Source organism: Bacillus weihaiensis (assembly GCF_001889165.1).
Lineage (GTDB): Bacteria > Bacillota > Bacilli > Bacillales > Bacillaceae > Metabacillus > Metabacillus weihaiensis.
Window position 1 is genome coordinate 2,760,429 of the sequence record NZ_CP016020.1, and the last position, 19,800, is coordinate 2,780,228.

Sequence of the window (19,800 nt, forward strand, 5' to 3'; positions counted from 1 at the left end):
AAAAAGGGATCACCTTTTTAGGTGATCCCCATCTGTTCAATATTTAACTAGCTTTACGAGCATATGTGACAGCATATGACGTTCATCTTCTGAGCCTGCTCGCCACAATTCCTGCAATAGCTTCTCTTCACGATTTCTTGGGTGTTCATGGCTCGCTAAGAAGTCACCAACTTTTTGTGCCGCTAATGCTAATTGCTCTTCTGTCAATCCCATCTTTTTCCCCATCGCTACTTTATTTCCTAGAAACTCTTTGAAAGATTCAAAGTTTGATAGAATTTCGTCTTTCTTCTCCTCACCCATTCCATTCACAGCACGTTCCACTTTGTTTAATTCAGCTGAATTTTGCTCATTATGTTGATCCATTACTAACACTCCTTAAAATAGTTTTTTGATTACATGTATCTTTGCGTTTCTACAGAATTCTTTTCCTCTGTCTCCGTTAATTGGGAGCCTGTCTCTATTAAATCTGCTTGTACATTTTTCAAATCTTCTCTTGCTTCCTCTGCAAGTGTTTTGGCCTCTTGACTAAGATCCTTCGCATCAACGACAACTTCACTTTGAATCTTACCTAATAAATCCTTCGCTTCTTGAATGGTCGTTTTCAAAATGTCTGTTGCGTGTTTTGCTTGGTCAAGGATTTGGTCCTTTACCTCTGTAGGATTTTCTTTCACATTCGTAATAACCGCTACCGAGCTATCCTTCATAGAACTTGCACTCTCTGAAACTTGCTTTCTCGTGTTCTTGTCTAAAAGAGTTAAACAACCTCCAATAACACCCCCTACTACAATACCCTTTACAAGCTTGCTATCATTTTGTGTACGTTGTCCAATTGTTGCTTCTTCCTGTCTCATATTTTCTCCTCCTTTTGATTATGTGCTTAGTCGTTTTATTCCCAACGGGTAAGATGTTTAAACTTAACGACTATAGAAAAGAACGAATTGACTAGTATTTCATATGTCAAAAGCATCAGTATGTGGGCAAATTAAAATAAAACACTTATGTAAACATCAACAAATCTATTGATTTATTAATCTTTCTCCTTTATAATATTTCACTGTTTGTGTCTTAGTGAATACACTAAATGGAATGTCTAGCCTTTAGTTGACTATAGAGCATTCATTTATTGAACCTCAGTTATTGCTTGATAACAATCCAATTTCTAGGGAAAGGAGAGCAAGTATGTTTAAATTACTTGAAGACAATCAGCGAACGAACGATCCCGAAGAATTAAAGGAGGAATTAGAGGACCTTGAATTCCAGGTTTTTCGGATGCAAGATAACTTAAAAGAAATTGCAAAAAAAAGTAAAGTTTTAGGTGTTGACCAGACAAAAGAAGATAAAATGGTCATTGTTTATACACCTGATGAGAGCTCATGTAAAATCATGTTGTGTGATTGTGAAACTGCGTATAAAGGACAATGGGATTTCTCCATTCAAGCAACTCTCGCAGATGAGGAAACCATTCATATTGGTGATATTAAAGGACCTGCTAATAAAGGATATGGATCCATTTGCATGGATTATTTAAAGGACCTAGCCATAGAACAGAACATCCCTAAAATTACTGGTGATATTGCCAAGAGAGATTGGGACCATGTTGAACGTCTTGTACATTTCTATCAAAAGCATAATTTTTACGTAGAGATTGACTATGACCGTCAATATGGTGAAATTAAATGGGTTAGCAATAGCTAATAAAAATAGATCATTTTGATTCAGTTCCATTGTCGTAACTGGGCCAAAATGATCTATTTTACTTCTATCTTGTGTTAATACACGAAATGCTCTACTATTAAGAAGAAAAATGAAACCTTTTTCATTATTCATCCGTATTACTACTAGTCATTGAAAGGATACATACCTTTTATAATGACAGATTGATCTAATCTTGAGGAGGAAACAGACAGCATGATAAAGAAACTATTTTCAGCAATGCTTGTTGCAACATTACTATTTACACCAGTTGGAGGCTTTTTGCTTGGCGACCAAATTTCAACTGTTAGCGCTAAAGGCTATAAATCTGGTAAGAAATCGTTTAACTCAAATACGACAAATAACAATAATAGCCCTTCCTTATTCAAAAAAGATGATTCACAGCAAAAGTCATCTACTACAACATCAAGCAATACGACAACTAAGTCTAAAACTGGTAGCATAATGAAAGGAATCTTCTTAGGTGGACTAGCTGGTTTATTACTAGGAGGATTATTAAGCAACTTTGGTATCCTTGGTTCAATCATTGGTTTATTCATTAACATTTTAGCCATCTTCGCTGTTATTTTTATTATCCGAAAAGCTTATTCTTATTTTAAAAACAAGCGTAAGAACGAGGAAGATGCAGCATGGGGAAAATAAAGATATCAGAACAGGATATCGTTAACGCCTTGTGCTTACACATTGCTCATAAGCGAGATAGTAAACCTCAGGAAGTCGAAATTGAACTCTTGTACGATGACGATTATGGATTTTCTGCAGAAGCTTACATTCATGACCGCAAGCAAATATTAATTGCTGCAAATATAATTGAGGCACTTCGCTACTGGCTAGAAACGCAACTAAATATTGATCCATTCTCAGCTGCTCTAGAACTCGTTTTAGATGACGAAGAAGGTATCATTGCTTATGCTGAATAGATATGAACTATATGATCCCTTTTTTAAATAAGGTACTAATAACCCAGAGAGGAACGCATGATTCTGACTCTGTCTCCAAATACAATCTCTTGCCAAAGAGCCGAGTGGGTATTCTTCCCAGTCGGCTTTAAATGAAAAGGAGCTTTTTATGCGTTCACCTAAAGTTTTATTAATTGGATCTATCCTTACAGATATCATTCTCATCGTCTATTTATTTACTCTTATTGACGAAATGGGAGTTGGCTTCTTCTTATTACTTTCAGGCTTGCTACTTGGCGGCACATATTTAACCTACAAGTTGATGTCAAGAATATAAGAAGTGCAAGGTACCCGCCTATGACTCCCAAACTAGAATGATTCCTCGAACAACATCATGTTATCCTACCGTTCAAAAATCTCGCTCCTATACTAGGTAGCGAGATTTTCATTTTAGGAATACTCCGAATCTAGAAAGATTAATCTACACACAACATATCTATTTATTTTATACGCTCCTTTTTTTCCACAATTTCGAGTAATTTTTCCCATTTTGCGCAAAATAATCTTACTATACTGTTTAATTGGTGTTGATGTGATTGAAAAAAAGAACTCCGAAGCCACTTGTAGCAAAGAAACTAATACAGCCTATACCCGAAAAAGTAGAACCAATACAGACTGAAAAGATTGAGAATGTATATCCGTTAAATCAGATGATAGAAAAGATAAAAACAGACATTGGTCATAGCCCTGATGTTATTATAAGAGAGCTAAAAATTGGGTCTAAGCGAGTGTTTGATGCAGCCGCTGTTTTTATTGATGGGTTAGCTAATAAAGATGTTATCCAAAAGGTTCTGCAAAATCTTCTAGTAGATGTCCGTGAAACAGAACTTTGTGAGCAGGCAGAGATAACGGATCTTATTAAAAATTTTTCATTAGCAACAGGTGAATTACAGGTTCTATCAGACACTCCCATCGATTTCAATCAACTATATGATGCCGTTATGTCTGGTGATACCATTCTATTATTTGATGGAAGCCCAGTCGCATTTAAGATTGGGTCAAAAGGCTGGGAAAGCAGAGGAATCGAAGAACCCTCTTCAGAACAAAACGTTCGGGGTCCTAAGGATGGGTTTACCGAGAATATTAGAACAAACACGGCCTTAATTAGACGCAGAATCATTGATAAAAACCTTGTCTTTGAACCGATAAAAATTGGAAAACGATCTAAAACTGAAATGACAATCACGTATATTAAAGATCTTGCGAATGAAAAAATAGTGAATGAAGTAAGAGAACGGCTATCCAAAATTGAGATTGATGCCATATTAGAAAGTGGCTATGTAGAAAGCATGATCCAAGATGAAACCTATTCACCGTTTCCGACCGTTTATAATACAGAGCGTCCAGATGCAGTGGTTGGTGGGCTATATGAAGGAAGAATTGCAATCTTAGTAGATGGGACACCTTTTGTGTTAGTTGTTCCCGCCTTATTTATTCATTTTATGCAATCAAGTGAAGATTACTATCAGCGCGCTGACATCTCAACGCTTATTCGTTTGTTAAGAGTTGGTACATTTTTGTTATCCTTACTCACACCCGCTGCCTATATTGCAGTCACGACCTTTCATCAAGAAATGTTACCAACCACTTTATTAATTAGTTTAACTGCTCAACGAGAAGGTGTACCCTTTCCGGCTTTTATTGAGGCTTTATTTATGGAAGTCACCTTTGAAATTTTACGTGAAGCAGGAATTCGAATGCCAAGGGCTGTGGGGGCTGCGATATCAATAGTTGGTGCCTTAGTTTTAGGACAAGCTGCCGTTGAAGCTGGCTTGGTTTCAGCCACAATGGTCATTGTTGTTTCACTAACAGCGATTTCAAGCTTTGTTACACCAAAATTCAATTTAGCTATATCCGTAAGAATGGTACGCTTTATTTTTATGGGCTTAGCCGCCAGCTTTGGTTTGTTCGGAATTATTATTGGGCTACTTGTGTTGATCGCCCATTTATGTAGCTTAAGATCCTTTGGTGTTCCATACTTACTACCATTTGCACCATTTGTATTAAAAGACCAAAAAGATGGAATAATCCGACTCTCTCTTTGGTCAATGACGACAAGACCAAAGCTTATTGGTGGACAAGATAACGTTCGAGAGAAAACAGCCAAACCATCACCTTGATTTTTTTTGTACGGGAGGTCAATCGAAATGCTCAAGAAGATCGTTTTTATCATGATGGTTTTCAGCCTTTTAACTGGTTGTTGGAGCCGTAAAGAATTAACCGACCTTGCAATCGTTTCAGCAATAGGAATTGACAAAGTAGATGAGCAATATATCCTCACCGTGCAAGTAATTAATCCTGGAGATATAGCAGGAAAAACACTTACCACCCGAGTTGCTGTTTCTACCTATAAAGTAACTGGCAAGTCAATCATTGAGGCAATTCGAAAACTCACTAAAAACGCACCTAGAAAACTCTATTTTGCGCATCTTAGATTGTTAGTGATTGGAGAAAAATTAGCAAGAGAAGGAATTAGCAACTCATTAGAATTAATTTCAAGAGACCATGAATTTCGAACAGACTTTTATATTTTAGTTGCACAAGATCATACTTCATCTGCTATTTTAAATGTGCTTACACCAATTGAAAAGAATCCTGCTAACAAAGTATTTAATACAATAGAGGTATCATTGAAGAATTGGGCACCTACCGCTGGTGTTAAATTAGATGAGCTTATCAATAACCTAACAGCTACAGGGACCAACCCTGTCTTAACAGGCATTGTTATTAAGGGAAATGAACATATTTCAGGAGACTTAGAAAATGTGGAAGAAATCCCCTCATCTGCAACACTTACCCTTGGGAATATATGTATATTTAAAAAGGATCGATTGATTGGATGGCTAGATCAAGAGGAAAGCAAAGGCTATAACTATATAAAAGACAATATCGAAAGTACTGTGGCTGTCGTTGATTGGAAAGGGGGTAAAATCTCAATTGAGATACTAAACTCCACAACTAAATACAATGTGATAATTACTAGTTCTGGAAAACCTAAAATAATTATTGATGTACAACCAGAGGCTCAAATAGCCGAGGTGCAAGGTGATATAGATTTAACAAAGGAGGAAGAGATTCTGGAGGTGGAAAAACTCGTTAACGCCAGAGGAAATATGGTAGTAACTATGGCCATTCAACGAGCACAAGAATATAAAAGCGATATTTTTGGGCTTGGAGAACTTATCCACCGAAAACATCCAAAGCTTTGGAAAACCTTAGAGAAAACTTGGCACGATGAAGAATTTACAGATTTAGACTATGAGGTAAACTTTCATACAACAATTCGCCGCGTTGGTACAACAAATGATTCTTTCTTAAATGAGATGGAGGATACGAACAAATGATTGTGAAGTCACTGATTTATCTATTCTTCATCTCCATAATGGGACTTATAGATGGGCGAAAATTAGTAAAAGAAAAAAAGAAGAAAGACCTTTTTATACATGTAAGTATAATCGGCGTTTCATCTATTCTTTATATCTTATATGTACTTGAGATTAGAATCCCTAATCCATTAGAGGCGATACAGGTGATATTTGAGCCGGTTGGGTTATTCATTGATCGTATTCTCGGTGGTGAGACATCTTGAAAAAAGAAAAAGTATCAGCATCTCAGTTTACTATTTTAGTCATTTTATTTGTTTTAGGAAGTTCAATATTATACTTACCTGCACTTGTTACTTCGGTTGCTGATCAGGATGCTATATTTTCAGCCATCATCGCCTCCATATGTGGCGGATTACTTGCTTTTTTTTACGCGAAATTTGGAACACTTTTTCCAACTAAAAGTTACATTGAGGTGATAAAAGCAACAGTAGGAGTAAAAATAGGGTTTCCATTCATTTTTATTACGTTTAGCTATTTTGTTTTCCTATGTGCTGTTTTACTTTGGGATATAGGTGATTTCATGGTTACTCAAATTTTACCTGGTACTCCTATTCAATCAATTTATATTTTATTTCTTGCAGTCGTTGTGTATGTAACAAGATTAGGCATTGAAACAATTGCTAGAACAGGGGAAATTTTTCTCCCTTGGATCTCCCTTTTATTCGGTGCACTCATTCTTTTATTACTACCTGAGATAGATTGGACAAATATTGAACCTCTTTTTGAGAATGGTCTTAAACCAGTTCTTTATGGGTCCTATCATATGATTGGATTTCCATTTATTGAAATGTTTATTTTGTTAATGTTTACACCTTATATAAAGAATTCACAGCATTTACCTAAAGCATTTGTAATCGGTTTAGTTATCGGTTCTATAGTCTTAACGACCCTTATTGCCTATTGTGTCCTTATATTAGGTTCTGGTATTACAACTAGGCAAGAATATCCGATTTATGTATTAGGGAAAAAAGTGAGCATCGGGAATTTTCTTGAACGATTAGAAATTATCGTAGCAATCATGTGGATTATTAGTATTTTCTTTAAACTTACTTTAACCTTTTATGGTTTGTGCCTTGGAATGGCTCAGTTTTTAAACCTACAGGAATACAAAACAATATCGTTCCCTCTGGCTATATTTATCTATGTTGCTACCTTAATTTTTTTCCCTAGCTCTATCTATTTAAAGGAATATTCCCAATATGCAAGTACACCTTTCATCATTACGGTAGGATTTATCTTACCAGGGATTATTTATGGAATAGCTAAATGGAAAAAAAGAAGAAGAGTAGTACATGATTGATCATGACAAAGCTACACTCATAATTTTGTATTAATAAGAAGAGGCTGGGACATAAATGGTTTTAGTTAATGAGTAACCCGAACAATCAGGTGATTTTTCAATGAAAATCTCCCCTATCGTCCGGGTTTTATTCTTTGTCACTACTTGTATTGTTTATGGATCCGATTGTTAATCGCTAGTGTAATGGAGCGAAAAGACACTTGACTCCGTGGCGGGAGGTAGAGAGGGTGAGACCCCACAGGCGTAGCCGCGAGGAGGCTGAAGCCTCCTCGCTAGGAAAAGCAGTTCATTTTCCCCGCTGAAAGCAAGTGGATGCAGCGGAATGGAACATACTTGTTCTTCCACCACAACATATTAATAAGGATCAACGTGCGAAACGATAATCGTTCGCCTTTTAAAAAATGATTGAGTCTTAACCCAACCTCTTTCTTACTACTAGCACATGTCTGATAAAACATAGTGATAAAGCAATTGTGCCGTATGCTCTAATGAAGAACGATGTGTACGTTCAAAGGCATGTGAAGCATCAATTCCAGGACCAATTAGACCATGTACAAGATCATGCCCAGAGCGAATGGCTGCTGATGCATCTGATCCATAATAAGGATAAATATCGACTTTGTATTTAATATGATTTACTTTTGCAAGTTCAACTAATTTTTTTCTTAGTCCATAATGATAAGGACCACTAGAATCCTTTGCACAAATTGACACGGTAAATTCATCTGTTGCTTGTCCATCTCCAATAGCTCCCATGTCAACGGCTAAATACTCAACCGTTTGTTCTGGAATGTTGGAATTCCCACCATATCCAATCTCTTCATTATTAGAGATTAGAAAATGCGTTGTGTAGGGAAGCTCAATCTTTTCTTGTGTAATTGTTTTTATAAGATCGAGCAGGAGTGCCACACTCGCTTTGTCATCAAGATGTCTAGATTTAATAAATCCACTTGGGGTGATTTCAGCCCGTGGCTGAAAGGAAATAAAGTCCCCAACCTCAATTCCAAGCTTTCGTACATCTTCTTCATTATGTACAACTTCATCTATTCGAACTTCCATATGTTTTTGATTACGCTCGAGCTTTCCAGCTTCTTTATATACGTGTACAGAGGTTTCATGCATTAATATGGTTCCTGTATATGTTTTCCCTTCTGATGTTTCAATTTGACAATATTCGCCTTCAATTGAGTTAAATTGAAAACCTCCAATTAAATCAATCATTAATCTTCCACTTGGTTTAATTTCCTTTACAATAGCCCCTAACGTATCAACATGGGCAGTAAGCATTCGATGTTGCTCTTGATTTGCACCTGGAATCGTAACTATTAAACCACCTTTCTTGTTACGTCTCATATTTACCTGAGTAGGCTTTAAATATGTTTCCACATAAGAAATAATTGTTTGTGTGTTACCTGAAGGACTTGGAATTTCAACTAGCTCTTTTATTAACTGCATGGTTTGATCAATTGTAGGTTTCATGCTGGTCTCCTTTATTTATCGAATGTCTTCTTTATTTTAGCGTATGTAATAAAAAATAAAAACGAACATATTGAGTGACGTTACAGTCATTCACTTTCCGCGGGCAGTACTGGACGTTACTCATAAGCTGTCTGTAGGAGTCTTTGACACGCTTCTCACGTATTGGTTTTAAACCCTCACTTCCACTCCAATCAACAAAGTGCAATAATGAACATGAATCATTAACATATAATTTTATATGAGAGCAAGTGCCACAGTTCTCCTCAATAATAGGCTGTGTTTTGGCATCATAGTATATACCTTATTAAGAATAACATAAGGTGACACGACTCTAAAAAAAGACACTTTAACCGAGTACGGCTTATTATTTAATCTATAATTAGTTACCCACCAAAGAAAAAGTCAAAAATGTTTGAAGCATTTGATGCCTTTTTGTTGTAAAACTCCGAGTAGCCACAATTTTGACAATAGACTACAACGAACTGATTATTTTGAACGTCCAACATTTTCGAAAGGCCCGTCCCCGTCATGGCGACTTCCTTTTTCCCTGCATTCTGACTACCACATTTTATACAGCCTTTTCCACTCATTTTTTACGCCCCTTCCTTACAACTTATCTTTAATACGATTAAAAAGACTAAAAAGTTTCATATGGTTGACCTTCGTGGAAAAAGAAGATGATTTGACAATACACATAGCGTTTTACAACCATATGTGATATATTGGAAAATAATTCAGACTAATTTGGAGGTTGTCTCAGTTGAATTTGCCTGTTATAGGAGCTTTGTTGCTTTTATGCTCATTTCTCATTGCTATTAATCATGAGAAGTTTTCTTTCCTAGTAAAACCATTTGGATTTGGACAGAGCACAAAATTGGCCGTTTTTTACTATGGTTTAATTGGCGCAATGTTATTCACTTCCGAATTTTTCAAAGCAGCTTTTGTGAGTCAGATTCTTCTTCCTAGTTTTGTACTCGTCGTTTCTCTCCTTACCATCTTTCTTGTCTCCAAAAAGAAACGTGATACATCATTCCATTACTATGTAAAAAACACCCTAAAGTAGACTTTAGGGTGTTTTGATTTAGGTTAGTTATCCTAAATAAGCAGCTCCAACGATAATTAAAAGAATGAACAATACAACAATTAACGCGAATCCTTTACCTGCACCATAGCCTCCGCCATAGCCACCACCGTAACCATATCCTCCACATTGACCACCGTAACCATATCCACCGTATCCGTAACCCATTAGAAATTCCTCCTTCAATATTTTAATCCACACTATTTAGTGAGTTTAGTAACCAACGAAAGCAGAACCTACAATAATTAGTAGGATGAATAAAACAACGATTAACGCAAAGCCACCACCGTAGCCATACCCTGGAGTTGCACCACTCATCAAACAACACCTCCCTTTCGTTGTACTAACACAATATGAAACTAGGGACTTGTCCGTATAGGCGAATGTACAGAAGAGGGAAAATTTTTTTTGGTGCCTTTCTTGGTACCTGTCACCACCGGGTTTTTGTTGAATAATTTTCGTTCAATATTTTGTAAGATTCGGTTTGCTTTATTCTGATTGGAATGATGGTACAATGAAGGGGGTTATAGTGAAAAGATTATTGGATAAAGGATGAGTATATATGAAAAAGCTTTTTGTAATGCTGTGTATGATTTGCTTGGCTCCTTTTGTTGCCCATGCACATACAACCATTTCAAGCTCAACTCCGGGAACTGATGAAGTGGTGACTACTCCACTTGCAGAGTATGTAGTTGAGTTTGCAGCTGAAATTGAAAAACAAAGCACGATGAGTATTGAAAGCAATTCAGGTGAAATTAAATTTGAAAACATTGTTGTTGAAGATAAGAAAATTCTTGGTCAACTAAATACCCCATTAGAAAATGGAGAGTATACACTTGTTTGGAAAATTGCTGCAAAGGATGGGCATATCATAACAGGAGATATCCCATTTACTGTTAGTCTACCTAAAGAGGTGGAAGAAGAAGCACCTGATTCAGCCTCAGAAGAAAACGCAGAGCTTGACACAGAGCAAGACGAAGTTCAAACAGATGAATCAGAAACAACAAACGAAGAAGAAGCACAAACTGAGCAACCTGATTTAAACAATGAATCTAATGAAACAGAAATAGAAAATGAAACGACTCAAGAAAATGGCAATACATCCATCTTAATCATCATTTTCCTCATTTTACTTTTAGGTGCAGGAATGATTTTTCTATTTCGTAAAAAGAGGTAAACAATGGATCCATTCATTCCACTTAGTCAATATGTCTCATACATGCTTTACGCTTATTTAGTTGGATATGTTGTCTTACAATTTGTTCCTCAAACGAACAAGCCAAGCATAAATGTTTCAAAAAGAAGTCTTTTGTTATCTATTTTGGCGATCATTATTCTCACGTTTTTACCGGTCATCCAAGTTATTACGTTCTTTGCTACAGATGGAGTTTTCAGCTTAACTGCCTATTCCATCTTGACGGAATTTCAAATTGGTATTGCATGGCTATATGGTAGTTTTTTTGCCATTTTACTTTGGATGACTATCTATGTCAACGGATCAAAATATGTACAAGCCACCTTCTTACTAATCATGATTTTAGCAGTTGGCTATTCAAGCCATGCCTCCTCACTCAACTTGTGGTCGGGCTTATTCTCTCACTCGATCCACTTTTTAGTTGTTACGATATGGGTCGGAGTTCTTCTCCATGTTGTTTGGATTGGGAAAGAAACAACGAATTGGTACGGATTTTTAAAATGGTTTACCCCATTAAGTATATGTTTAGTCATCATCACAATCGTAACAGGTGTACTGCTCATGTTATTTGTCATGGAACCAGCAGATTATTTTGATAGCTGGGTCTTAACCTATGGACAGGTATTGTTACTAAAACATATAAGTATCGTCCCGATTTTGGCCTTTGCTTTTATTAATGGATTTTTAGTAAAGAAAACAAAGCTTTCTAGTGACTTTAATCCACTTAAATGGGTTCAAGCTGAAACAGTGATTCTCATGATTGTCTTTTTCATTACCGGTATATTAGGAACACTTCCTCCACCACATCAAGTGAACACAACACTTTTACAAGAAGGACCCGCTTTTTGGATTGAAGGACTTATTGGACAGAAGATTGAAGCACCCTTCCATGTTCAACTAGTTGCTAGCTTTGAAGGAATCTTATTGTTCATAATTGGTATTCTTTTTCTATCAATGATCATCATGAGCTTTTATAAAAAAGCCAACCCTTATCTTGCACTTGGATTTGGATTAGCCTTTATCCTTGCAACCTATATTGGATTAATGTTTTCAATTGGTATTCAATAACAAAAAAATGAGAAACAGATGATCTGTCTCTCATTTTTTATTTTATCATTCTAATTTTCTAATCTGAATCAAATTCATACATGCTTATGTTAAATAAACACAGATTGACAGAATTTAGATACCTCTTACTTTTGGCTCTATCGAGTGTCCGGTCTGGTTGAATTCCACTCCACTTGCTTGCTTTTTTATTTCGACATTTGGGGTAGGTCCTCTGTTTATGCGTTATTTTACACTTTTTCTTCTCATCCACTGAGTTGCTGCCCATTTATCACCGTTGATTACTGGACCGCCCCCATGTAACGTTAAGTCATTCAATTCTTGATTGTCATAAAAATATTCAAAATACACAGCCATGCCTTTATGAGGAGAAACTGAAAAATTCAGTTTAGGAAAATATGTTTCCCCACCTTCCTCCACATCATTCAAATACATCACCATCGTACTTATTCTTGGGTTACTCACTGGTTTACTTGAAGAAGCAAAGAAATCAAAATGTGCTTTATATTCTTGACCAATTTGATAATTTAATATTTGTAGCCCTTCTCCATGCTCATACGGAATATTCATTACTTGTGCAACACGTCTCTCAACACGTGTCACAACATCTGTTTCCCCTTCTTCTAAAAACAAACTACTGCTCGTTCTTAATGTATCTTCTTCTCGTTTACTACCAATTTTCGAACGTTTCATACGATCCTTTGAAATCGCTATTAATTCATCACACTCTTCATTACTTAAGACATTGCCTAAGATGACGATACGCGGTTCTTCTATTTTAGCAATAATCTTAATTTCTCGATCATGCGTCATAATCTTATTACCAATATGATCAAAAAGAGATGGCTCCTTCATGTTTTCCTGTGCCATCATTAATTCATTAACATCCATTGTCAACTTTCATCAACCTCTTGATTATTAAATTTTTTAAAAAAGTATAGTAATAGAAACGTTCAAAAGTGTGGGGGGTTACTAGAAAAAAGATATGAGATTCTTTCTCCCATAGAAGAATTAGGGTATAAAAATAATCTGCTAAGATCATTTTTATTATTTTACACCCTGGGTCCCTAGAATACTACTATTATTTCACCTAGTCATCTATTTATTTTGCGCAAATGATTTGCGTGTCAAAGGATAGATGAACGTGTGGGGATGATAAGACGAGGGTCAAACACCTAATAGTGAATATGTATGCTAGAAGTTATTCTAATTCGTTCTTTTGAAGTTACTTCACTAAATTTGATGAATGTAACTAGCATAAAATCCATTTGATATTGAATAGGATGTTTGTAATTGTGCACAAACTTACTACTATAATTAACTCCTTGGCTGCTAGAATGATTGAACAGATTCCATTTATGAACGACCTAGTATAAAGATTAAAGAACAATATCGTATTCCGACTTGATTGCGATTTTTGGAGGATTGTATCCACTCCATGTTAAATCAGTTATCTTTCTTTAAAACAAGCATGTATGAAACTGATTCAAGTATATAAGAAGAGGCTGGAACCAAACAAAGTCCCAGCCTTTTCTTCACTTAACGTACTTGACCGTTTCCACTCATAAGGAATTTCACTGTAGTGAGTGCAGGTAACCCCATTGGTCCTCTTGCATGTAATTTTTGAGTAGAGATCCCTATCTCTGCACCAAACCCTAACGCTCCACCATCTGTAAAGCGTGTTGAGGCATTGTGATACAGAGCAGAGGCGTCTACTAAGTTCATAAACTGCTTTGCTGTTGTCTTATTCTCTGTTACGATCGCTTCAGAGTGCTTTGTACCGTATTGATCAATATGTTCAATCGCTTCTTCTACGTTTTTGACCGTTTTCACAGCTAAGTCCAAGCTTAAATATTCATTTGCCCAATCTTCCTCATTAGCAAGAGTAGCATTCGGAATAAAACTTAGTGCCGTTTCGTCACCATGAACAGTAATAGTGTGATCACGTAATGTTTGAATTAATTGCTCAGCATTCTTTTCTAACCACTCTTTATGAATAATAGCTGTTTCTAATGAATTACATACGGCAGGGCGGTCCGTTTTTGCATTAACTAAAATAGTAAGTGCTTTTTCAACATCTGCTTCAACATCAATGTATAAATGACAATTCCCTACTCCTGTTTCTAGGACTGGAACTGTCGCATTATTCACGACTGCATTAATTAAAGATCCTCCGCCTCTAGGAATGAGGACATCAATATGTTCCTTCATTGTAAATAGCTGTTTCGTTGCTTCACGATCCGTACTCGCAATAAACTGAACAGCCTCTTGAGGAATCTTTGTAGCCTTTAACGCATCGTGCATGACGCTAACGATGGCTTTATTTGATGATAAAGCAGATGATCCGCCCTTTAATACAATTGCGTTACCTGATTTAAGTGCTAATCCCGTAGCATCAACTGTTACATTTGGTCGTGCCTCATATATCATTCCAATGACACCTAAAGGAACCGTTACCTTCTCGACTAATAATCCATTATCAAGTGTCCAGCTTGATACCGTATTTCCTGTCGGATCTTCTAATACAGCAACCTGGCGAAGTCCTTCTGCAAAGTCTGCAATTCTTGCCTTTGATAAAGCTAAACGATCCATAAAAGCTTCTTCATAACCCTGTTCTCGGCCATTTTGAAGATCTTTTTCGTTTTCATCTAAAATGTATTGAAAGTTCTGTTCTAACGAATCTGCTATGACATGCAAGGCTTCGTTTTTTTCCTCTGTTGAGAGTAAACCCAATTTTTTCGCTGCTTTCTTTGCTTCAATTGCTTGTGCTTCTACATTTGTTTGTTCTTTTAAGACTGACATGCAATTCCTCCCAAATTTAGTTATATCAATTAGCTCGTTTCAACGTAACGAACGCGGTGAGCTATCAACACTCACCGCTATAAGATTTTTTGATTAAACCCCAACTGGTAAAGAAAGTTCCAGCTCACAGACAAGATCATCAAAGTGGACAACTTCTTGCCTTTTATCATTCATCCCTACATTTTCTCTCATCATTTCTAGGTCTTCGTTAGAGTAATTCACAACACCTAAACCAATCCGTTCCCCTTCATGATCAAGAATTCGAATGACTGCACCCTTCTCAAATTGTCCATTTACCTGATCAATATCTGAAGAATAAATACTATGCTTATGGTCGGCTATGGACATTTTCACATGCTGATTAATGACTAATTCACCCTCTGGACCAGAATGGAATGCAATCCACTGCTTTTTCTGGTTTAAATTAATCGTTTCATTCGTTACTTCAAAATAAGTGCCTCGTGCATCACCATTAACAGCATCACCTAAAATATTTGTTATTGTCGCTTTTCCAAGGAACGTTGAAATCCCGGATGCCATCGCAATCTTCACTGCATCAATTTTCGACTTCATCCCACCAGTACCTACGCTACTACCAGATCCTCCTGCACCCTCTTCAATTTCAGGTGTGATTTCATACACTTTTTCAAGCAATTTTGCCTCTTCATTTTTACGAGGATCTGAATCATATAGTCCATCAATATCAGAGAGGATAATGAGCTGATCCGCTTCAACTAATCCAGCAACTTTCGCTGATAAAGTATCATTATCACCAAACTTTAAGCGATCTACTGTCACTGTGTCATTTTCATTAACAATTGGAATAATACCTCTCTCTAGTAACACATTTAGCGTATTTCGCACATTGTTATAGCGGTTTTCATCTGAAAAATCACTACGAGTAATGAGAATTTGTGATGCAACATAGCCATGTGATAGAAAAATTTCAGAGTATGCTTCAATTAAAAGACCTTGCCCTATTGATGCTGCTGCCTGCTTTTCAGGTAAAGAAGTCGGTCGTTCAATACACCCTAACTTTCTGTAGCCTGCGGCTACGGCACCTGATGATACAAATACTATTTCGTGTCCTTCATCCTTTAACATCGCAATTTCATCTGCTAATTTTTCTAATTTACGACGACTAATTTCTCCATGTCTACTTGTTAAAGAACTGCTTCCTACCTTAATTACAACCCGTTTTTTCTGATGATCTAGGGCCGTCATTCTATCACTCCTGAGTTTATTATTATCTCTCTGAATCTTCTAAGCTTCGTCTTATCATTTATTTAGAGCTTACTAATAAGCTTTCTTGGATTTGTTCGCTAATTTCCTTAGAGCGTTGTGCTGCATGCTCCACAGCTTTAGAAATTGCCTTCCCACCGCCATTTTCATCTAGCGCATGTAATCCAGCTGCCGTTGTACCATTAGGTGACGTAACATTTTCACGTAAAACAGTTGGCGTTACATCATTTTCCTGAATCATTTTTGCTGCACCTACAATAGTCTGAGCAATAATTTGGCGTGTAGTTTCTATGTCAAAACCTGCTTTTGCCCCTTCTTTTTCCATGTGCTCCATTAAATAATAAAAATATGCTGGCCCACTTCCTGCAAGACCTGTAAAAATGTCCATGTCCTTTTCTTCAATTGTGTATACTTCACCAATACACCCTAGTAATTCTTGTGTAAAAATAAGTTGTTCATCTGATGTTTCATGACCTGGGGATATTGCAGTAGCCGATTCACCGATTGTACTTGATGTATTAGGCATGACTCTTACTACTTGTTGGCCATTATGAAGGTTTTGTTCAAGATATGTTGTTGTGATACCTGCTAAGACAGATAATATGAGTTGATTAGAGTTGATATGAAGTTTTAAGTTATCTAATGCTATATCGACATCTTTTGGCTTCATTGCTAAAATAAACACATCTATTTGATCAAACTGTAGGCTGTCTAGTTTGATACCTTTAATTCCATACTTTGCTTCTAGTGCAGATAGTCGTTCTTGATTTGATCTGTTCGTAGCAATAATTTTATGTGCTGGAATTTTTTCAGATTTTACTAACCCTGAAATCATTGCTTCTGCCATAGAGCCTGCTCCTAAAAAGGCAATTGTCTTATCGTGTAGCATCTCATCTCTCCAATATCGTTCGTATTTGTGTTCGTATTTTTTCACTTACGTATTTCATACTAACACGATGATTTTTTAATTCAAGGTGAAAGAGAGAGGTTGTGAGGATATGTGCCAATTAGTTAGTGTAAGCGTTACCATTTATATCTATTTCCTTCAAAAAGCGTCTCAGAAGCAATAAACGCGTCTCAGACTCTTATTTGGAAGTTTCATTTCATTCATTTTTCTAAATCTTTATGATATTCACCTAATCTTACTTTGTTACACTATTTTTAGTGAGATGATGCGCACGTTCACATTCGACAAAAACCCTGAAATATCGCGTTCTCTCCCCTTAAATTAATAAGATCTAACTTCCTCATCAAGTGCCAATAAAGTTGGATATCATGTTAAGCAGCTAAATTGACATTAGATGCCGCTAAACAGGTCGGATCACTAAAAGAAGCTTGAGGGAATGAGAACCCTCAAGCTTCTTATAGAATGTCTTACATTTAACGATTATAAACATAGTTAAAGAGGCACGAGTACTTTTAAACCGTATCCTTCAAAGCGTGTTCAAGCTCTACATATTGAAAGGAGAAGTGTTGATCAAGAAGCCTTTTAGGTATACAATTTCTCCCTGTTAAAGCTAAGCTAGGTTCCGTTCTCATCACCGTATAGGCTCCTAACCAAACAAGCGGTGCTGGTGCAGGCGGACTCCATCCTTTACCCATCACTTTTCTAAGTGACTTCATAAACTCCTTATTAGTGACAGGTGTTGGACTTGTCGCGTTAAAAATCCCTTCATATGTTTTTTCCTCAATTGCCTTTACGAACATCTCATTGCAGTCATCAATATGTAACCAGCTAATATATTGTGTGCCGGATCCAACAGTGCCTCCTAAATTCAGCGAAACGAGTTTCTTGAGTGGATCAAGAGCTCCTCCACCTTTCCCAAGAACAAATCCAATCCGATAAAGTACTTTTCTGGTCTCAGGTAGTTCTACACGAAAGAATTGTTCCTCCCATTTTTCACAAATCTCTACTGAAAAGCCTTCACCATGTTCTGATGTTTCCTCACATACTTGCTTCGTATTTCCATAAATTGCGAGTGACCCTGCTTGAACAAAAGCTTGAGGAGGATTTTTACAACTCAAAATAGCCTCTTGTAGAACCTTAACAGAATGTATCCTTGATTCAATTAGTGCTTGTTTATTCTTTTTCGTATAAATACAATTAACACTTTTGCCAGTAAAGTTTATCACCGCATCACTACCATCAATTTCACTCACCCAATCATTCATTGTCTCACCATCCCAATGAATATAGGTAATCTGATTTTCTTTGCGTCCTTTTCCTCTAGTTAATATTGTCACCTCATAGTTTCTCTTAAGTAAGTATGCTGCTAGCTTTCCCCCTAAAAAACCAGAGCCACCTGCTAGAATAATTTTTTTCATTGAAACTCCACCTTCAAATAAAGACTATTATCCTTATTTTAACAGACAGTATTTCTCTTCTCACTAGGAGATTTGATTTATTTCACACTTTCTAGTATGATTGCCTTTTAATCCGTACGTAATTGTTATACAATTCCAATTATGAACGCTTACATACTACCAATGGTTTATCTTGAAAGGAGAAACACATATGAAGAAATTAATGGCTACGTTATTAATGGCGCTTTTTGCACTAACTCTTGCTGCCTGTAATAATGATGAAGAAAAAGAAAAAGAAACATCTGAAGAGACAGCGCAATCTGATACAGCATCAGAAGAAGAAGCCGTTGATCCAGAGGAAGTGCAAAAAAAGCTAGAAGAACAAAAAGTTGAAGAGGATCTTGTTGTTGCAGTTGTCAATGGAAAAGAAATTAAAGGGGGAGAATATAATAATACGCTTGCCCTCTTTCAATCAAATGCACTTGGACAAGGCCAAGATGTCACCACAGATGAAATGACTAAGCAAATAAAAGAAAGCACATTAGACTTTATTGTAGGACAAGCACTAATCATGCAAGAGGTTGAGAAAAAAGGCTATGAAGCGACTGAAGAGGAAATAAACGAGCAGCTTGAAACTCAAAAAGCCGGCTTTGAAAATGATGAAGCATTTGAAGCTGCATTAAAAGAGAGTAATCTTACCATCGACGATTTAAAGGCTCAAATTGAGGATAATGTTAAAATCACACAATATCTTGATCATGATATTAATGTTGAAGATGTAACAGATGAAGAAGTAAAAAAATTCTATGATTCCCTAGTAGAAGCAAATGGAGAATCTGAAGAAACACCTAAATATGAAGATGTAAAAGATACATTGAAAAATAATCTTCAACAACAAAAGGAACAAAAACAAATTAGCACAAGAATTGCTGAGCTAAAAAAAGAATCTGAGATCGAATTAAAAATATAATAGTTAGAGGCTGTGACAAAACAAAGAGCCAGGCACCCTCCGTTACAAACTATGATGTGCACTACATACTGTGTGCATACATATAGCTGCTACGGTTAAGGTACTAGGCCCTTCTGTCCCAGCCTCTTTCTTTTTAATTGTCCTCTTTATACACAAGTGCCATACCAGCCGAAAACCCTAAAGCAACAGAAAAGGCTGTTAGAAGCTCTATACTAGATTTAAAAAGCAAATTCACACCAAGATTAAGAGAGAAAAAAAGAATAAAATAGATAAGAAATCTTTTAAATTTACGATTCATGACGAA

General features: G+C 36.4%; 22 protein-coding genes and 1 pseudogene. 11 read left to right on the plus strand and 12 right to left on the minus strand.

The features are described 5' to 3' along the window. Window positions 1-36 precede the first annotated feature (36 nt). Together A9C19_RS13205 and A9C19_RS13210 are read right to left on the minus strand one after the other, a co-directional pair. Window positions 37-363 carry a DUF3243 domain-containing protein gene (locus A9C19_RS13205; protein WP_072580382.1) on the minus strand — a complete coding sequence of 109 codons (327 nt, stop codon included), beginning with the start codon at window positions 361-363 and terminating at the stop codon, window positions 37-39. Between the two features lie 29 nt (window positions 364-392). Continuing rightward, complete coding sequence (locus A9C19_RS13210) at window positions 393-851, minus strand: hypothetical protein (RefSeq protein WP_072580383.1); 459 nt, start codon at window positions 849-851, stop codon at window positions 393-395. 328 nt (window positions 852-1,179) lie between these two features. Between A9C19_RS13210 and A9C19_RS13215 the strand changes: the two genes are divergently transcribed. From A9C19_RS13215 to A9C19_RS13245, 8 genes are all read left to right on the plus strand, one after another. Beyond that, window positions 1,180-1,695, plus strand: coding sequence for a hypothetical protein (locus A9C19_RS13215; RefSeq protein ID WP_072580384.1), 516 nt, complete (start codon window positions 1,180-1,182; stop codon window positions 1,693-1,695). Window positions 1,696-1,908: 213 nt separating this feature from the next. Further along, window positions 1,909-2,355: a hypothetical protein gene (locus A9C19_RS13220; RefSeq protein WP_072580385.1), complete on the plus strand. Its 447-nt coding sequence runs from the start codon at window positions 1,909-1,911 to the stop codon at window positions 2,353-2,355. Next, a complete protein-coding gene (locus A9C19_RS13225; protein ID WP_072580386.1) occupies window positions 2,343-2,633 on the plus strand; it encodes a YxcD family protein in 291 nt (96 codons plus the stop codon). The genes A9C19_RS13220 and A9C19_RS13225 overlap by 13 nt, the downstream gene beginning before the upstream one ends. A 148-nt stretch (window positions 2,634-2,781) precedes the next feature. Further along, window positions 2,782-2,949, plus strand: a complete 168-nt coding sequence (locus tag A9C19_RS21790) for a hypothetical protein (protein ID WP_158515088.1) — start codon at window positions 2,782-2,784, stop codon at window positions 2,947-2,949. 373 nt (window positions 2,950-3,322) lie between these two features. Further along, entirely contained in the window at window positions 3,323-4,792 is a 1,470-nt protein-coding gene (locus A9C19_RS13230) for a spore germination protein (RefSeq protein ID WP_099092814.1), read from the plus strand. 27 nt (window positions 4,793-4,819) lie between these two features. Next, a complete protein-coding gene (locus A9C19_RS13235) occupies window positions 4,820-6,016 on the plus strand; it encodes a Ger(x)C family spore germination protein (RefSeq protein WP_083584374.1) in 1,197 nt (398 codons plus the stop codon). Continuing rightward, a complete protein-coding gene (locus A9C19_RS13240) occupies window positions 6,013-6,261 on the plus strand; it encodes a hypothetical protein (RefSeq protein WP_072580388.1) in 249 nt (82 codons plus the stop codon). The genes A9C19_RS13235 and A9C19_RS13240 overlap by 4 nt, the downstream gene beginning before the upstream one ends. Then, window positions 6,258-7,358, plus strand: coding sequence for a GerAB/ArcD/ProY family transporter (locus tag A9C19_RS13245; protein ID WP_158515089.1), 1,101 nt, complete (start codon window positions 6,258-6,260; stop codon window positions 7,356-7,358). The genes A9C19_RS13240 and A9C19_RS13245 overlap by 4 nt, the downstream gene beginning before the upstream one ends. A gap of 435 nt (window positions 7,359-7,793) precedes the next feature. Here A9C19_RS13245 and A9C19_RS13250 read toward each other — a convergent pair whose 3' ends face one another. The 4 genes and pseudogenes from A9C19_RS13250 to A9C19_RS13270 all read right to left on the minus strand — a co-directional run bounded on the left by A9C19_RS13250 (window position 7,794) and on the right by A9C19_RS13270 (window position 10,236). Next, window positions 7,794-8,837 carry a M42 family metallopeptidase gene (locus tag A9C19_RS13250; RefSeq protein ID WP_072580390.1) on the minus strand — a complete coding sequence of 348 codons (1,044 nt, stop codon included), beginning with the start codon at window positions 8,835-8,837 and terminating at the stop codon, window positions 7,794-7,796. A 383-nt stretch (window positions 8,838-9,220) separates the two neighbouring features. Continuing rightward, complete coding sequence (locus tag A9C19_RS13255; RefSeq protein WP_072580391.1) at window positions 9,221-9,427, minus strand: zinc ribbon domain-containing protein; 207 nt, start codon at window positions 9,425-9,427, stop codon at window positions 9,221-9,223. Between the two features lie 500 nt (window positions 9,428-9,927). Next, window positions 9,928-10,014, minus strand: a pseudogene (locus tag A9C19_RS22785) (YjcZ family sporulation protein); the annotation flags it as partial. Between the two features lie 117 nt (window positions 10,015-10,131). Continuing rightward, on the minus strand, window positions 10,132-10,236 hold the full coding sequence (locus A9C19_RS13270) for a YjcZ family sporulation protein (protein WP_072580394.1): 105 nt from the start codon (window positions 10,234-10,236) through the stop codon (window positions 10,132-10,134). Window positions 10,237-10,480: 244 nt separating this feature from the next. Here A9C19_RS13270 and A9C19_RS13275 point away from each other — a divergent pair, with 244 nt between their 5' ends. After that, the gene (locus A9C19_RS13275; RefSeq protein ID WP_072580395.1) at window positions 10,481-11,095 is read left to right on the plus strand and encodes a copper resistance CopC family protein; all 615 of its coding nucleotides are present in this window, start codon (window positions 10,481-10,483) and stop codon (window positions 11,093-11,095) included. Window positions 11,096-11,098: 3 nt separating this feature from the next. Continuing rightward, window positions 11,099-12,181, plus strand: coding sequence for a copper resistance D family protein (locus tag A9C19_RS13280; RefSeq protein WP_072580396.1), 1,083 nt, complete (start codon window positions 11,099-11,101; stop codon window positions 12,179-12,181). Between the two features lie 222 nt (window positions 12,182-12,403). Here the strand turns inward: A9C19_RS13280 and A9C19_RS13285 are convergent, their stop codons facing one another. From A9C19_RS13285 to A9C19_RS13305, 5 genes are all read right to left on the minus strand, one after another. Next, window positions 12,404-13,069, minus strand: coding sequence for a 2OG-Fe(II) oxygenase (locus A9C19_RS13285; protein WP_233499288.1), 666 nt, complete (start codon window positions 13,067-13,069; stop codon window positions 12,404-12,406). Between the two features lie 648 nt (window positions 13,070-13,717). Further along, entirely contained in the window at window positions 13,718-14,980 is a 1,263-nt protein-coding gene (locus A9C19_RS13290; RefSeq protein ID WP_072580397.1) for a glutamate-5-semialdehyde dehydrogenase, read from the minus strand. A gap of 93 nt (window positions 14,981-15,073) precedes the next feature. Beyond that, on the minus strand, window positions 15,074-16,204 hold the full coding sequence (gene proB / locus A9C19_RS13295) for a glutamate 5-kinase (RefSeq protein WP_072580398.1): 1,131 nt from the start codon (window positions 16,202-16,204) through the stop codon (window positions 15,074-15,076). A 58-nt stretch (window positions 16,205-16,262) separates the two neighbouring features. Then, window positions 16,263-17,111 (minus strand): pyrroline-5-carboxylate reductase, encoded by an 849-nt coding sequence (gene proC, locus A9C19_RS13300; protein WP_072580399.1) that lies wholly within the window; start codon window positions 17,109-17,111, stop codon window positions 16,263-16,265. Between the two features lie 530 nt (window positions 17,112-17,641). Then, complete coding sequence (locus tag A9C19_RS13305; RefSeq protein WP_072580400.1) at window positions 17,642-18,547, minus strand: TIGR01777 family oxidoreductase; 906 nt, start codon at window positions 18,545-18,547, stop codon at window positions 17,642-17,644. Between the two features lie 190 nt (window positions 18,548-18,737). Between A9C19_RS13305 and A9C19_RS13310 the strand changes: the two genes are divergently transcribed. Then, on the plus strand, window positions 18,738-19,496 hold the full coding sequence (locus A9C19_RS13310; protein WP_072580401.1) for a SurA N-terminal domain-containing protein: 759 nt from the start codon (window positions 18,738-18,740) through the stop codon (window positions 19,494-19,496). A gap of 133 nt (window positions 19,497-19,629) precedes the next feature. Here A9C19_RS13310 and A9C19_RS21795 read toward each other — a convergent pair whose 3' ends face one another. After that, window positions 19,630-19,794 carry a hypothetical protein gene (locus A9C19_RS21795; protein ID WP_158515090.1) on the minus strand — a complete coding sequence of 55 codons (165 nt, stop codon included), beginning with the start codon at window positions 19,792-19,794 and terminating at the stop codon, window positions 19,630-19,632. Window positions 19,795-19,800: the final 6 nt, after the last annotated feature.

What these genes read in the sequence shown, in the direction of transcription:
- A9C19_RS13205 (WP_072580382.1), bottom strand. Translation starts at nt 363, where the DNA reads ATGGATCAACATAATGAGCAAAATTCAGCTGAATTAAACAAAGTGGAA.
- A9C19_RS13210 (WP_072580383.1), bottom strand. Translation starts at nt 851, where the DNA reads ATGAGACAGGAAGAAGCAACAATTGGACAACGTACACAAAATGATAGC.
- A9C19_RS13215 (WP_072580384.1), top strand. Translation starts at nt 1,180, where the DNA reads ATGTTTAAATTACTTGAAGACAATCAGCGAACGAACGATCCCGAAGAA.
- A9C19_RS13220 (WP_072580385.1), top strand. Translation starts at nt 1,909, where the DNA reads ATGATAAAGAAACTATTTTCAGCAATGCTTGTTGCAACATTACTATTT.
- A9C19_RS13225 (WP_072580386.1), top strand. Translation starts at nt 2,343, where the DNA reads ATGGGGAAAATAAAGATATCAGAACAGGATATCGTTAACGCCTTGTGC.
- A9C19_RS21790 (WP_158515088.1), top strand. Translation starts at nt 2,782, where the DNA reads ATGCGTTCACCTAAAGTTTTATTAATTGGATCTATCCTTACAGATATC.
- A9C19_RS13230 (WP_099092814.1), top strand. Translation starts at nt 3,323, where the DNA reads ATGATAGAAAAGATAAAAACAGACATTGGTCATAGCCCTGATGTTATT.
- A9C19_RS13235 (WP_083584374.1), top strand. Translation starts at nt 4,820, where the DNA reads ATGCTCAAGAAGATCGTTTTTATCATGATGGTTTTCAGCCTTTTAACT.
- A9C19_RS13240 (WP_072580388.1), top strand. Translation starts at nt 6,013, where the DNA reads ATGATTGTGAAGTCACTGATTTATCTATTCTTCATCTCCATAATGGGA.
- A9C19_RS13250 (WP_072580390.1), bottom strand. Translation starts at nt 8,837, where the DNA reads ATGAAACCTACAATTGATCAAACCATGCAGTTAATAAAAGAGCTAGTT.
- A9C19_RS13255 (WP_072580391.1), bottom strand. Translation starts at nt 9,427, where the DNA reads ATGAGTGGAAAAGGCTGTATAAAATGTGGTAGTCAGAATGCAGGGAAA.
- A9C19_RS13270 (WP_072580394.1), bottom strand. Translation starts at nt 10,236, where the DNA reads ATGAGTGGTGCAACTCCAGGGTATGGCTACGGTGGTGGCTTTGCGTTA.
- A9C19_RS13275 (WP_072580395.1), top strand. Translation starts at nt 10,481, where the DNA reads ATGAAAAAGCTTTTTGTAATGCTGTGTATGATTTGCTTGGCTCCTTTT.
- A9C19_RS13280 (WP_072580396.1), top strand. Translation starts at nt 11,099, where the DNA reads ATGGATCCATTCATTCCACTTAGTCAATATGTCTCATACATGCTTTAC.
- A9C19_RS13285 (WP_233499288.1), bottom strand. Translation starts at nt 13,069, where the DNA reads ATGGATGTTAATGAATTAATGATGGCACAGGAAAACATGAAGGAGCCA.
- A9C19_RS13290 (WP_072580397.1), bottom strand. Translation starts at nt 14,980, where the DNA reads ATGTCAGTCTTAAAAGAACAAACAAATGTAGAAGCACAAGCAATTGAA.
- proB (WP_072580398.1), bottom strand. Translation starts at nt 16,204, where the DNA reads ATGACGGCCCTAGATCATCAGAAAAAACGGGTTGTAATTAAGGTAGGA.
- proC (WP_072580399.1), bottom strand. Translation starts at nt 17,111, where the DNA reads ATGCTACACGATAAGACAATTGCCTTTTTAGGAGCAGGCTCTATGGCA.
- A9C19_RS13305 (WP_072580400.1), bottom strand. Translation starts at nt 18,547, where the DNA reads ATGAAAAAAATTATTCTAGCAGGTGGCTCTGGTTTTTTAGGGGGAAAG.
- A9C19_RS13310 (WP_072580401.1), top strand. Translation starts at nt 18,738, where the DNA reads ATGAAGAAATTAATGGCTACGTTATTAATGGCGCTTTTTGCACTAACT.
- A9C19_RS21795 (WP_158515090.1), bottom strand. Translation starts at nt 19,794, where the DNA reads ATGAATCGTAAATTTAAAAGATTTCTTATCTATTTTATTCTTTTTTTC.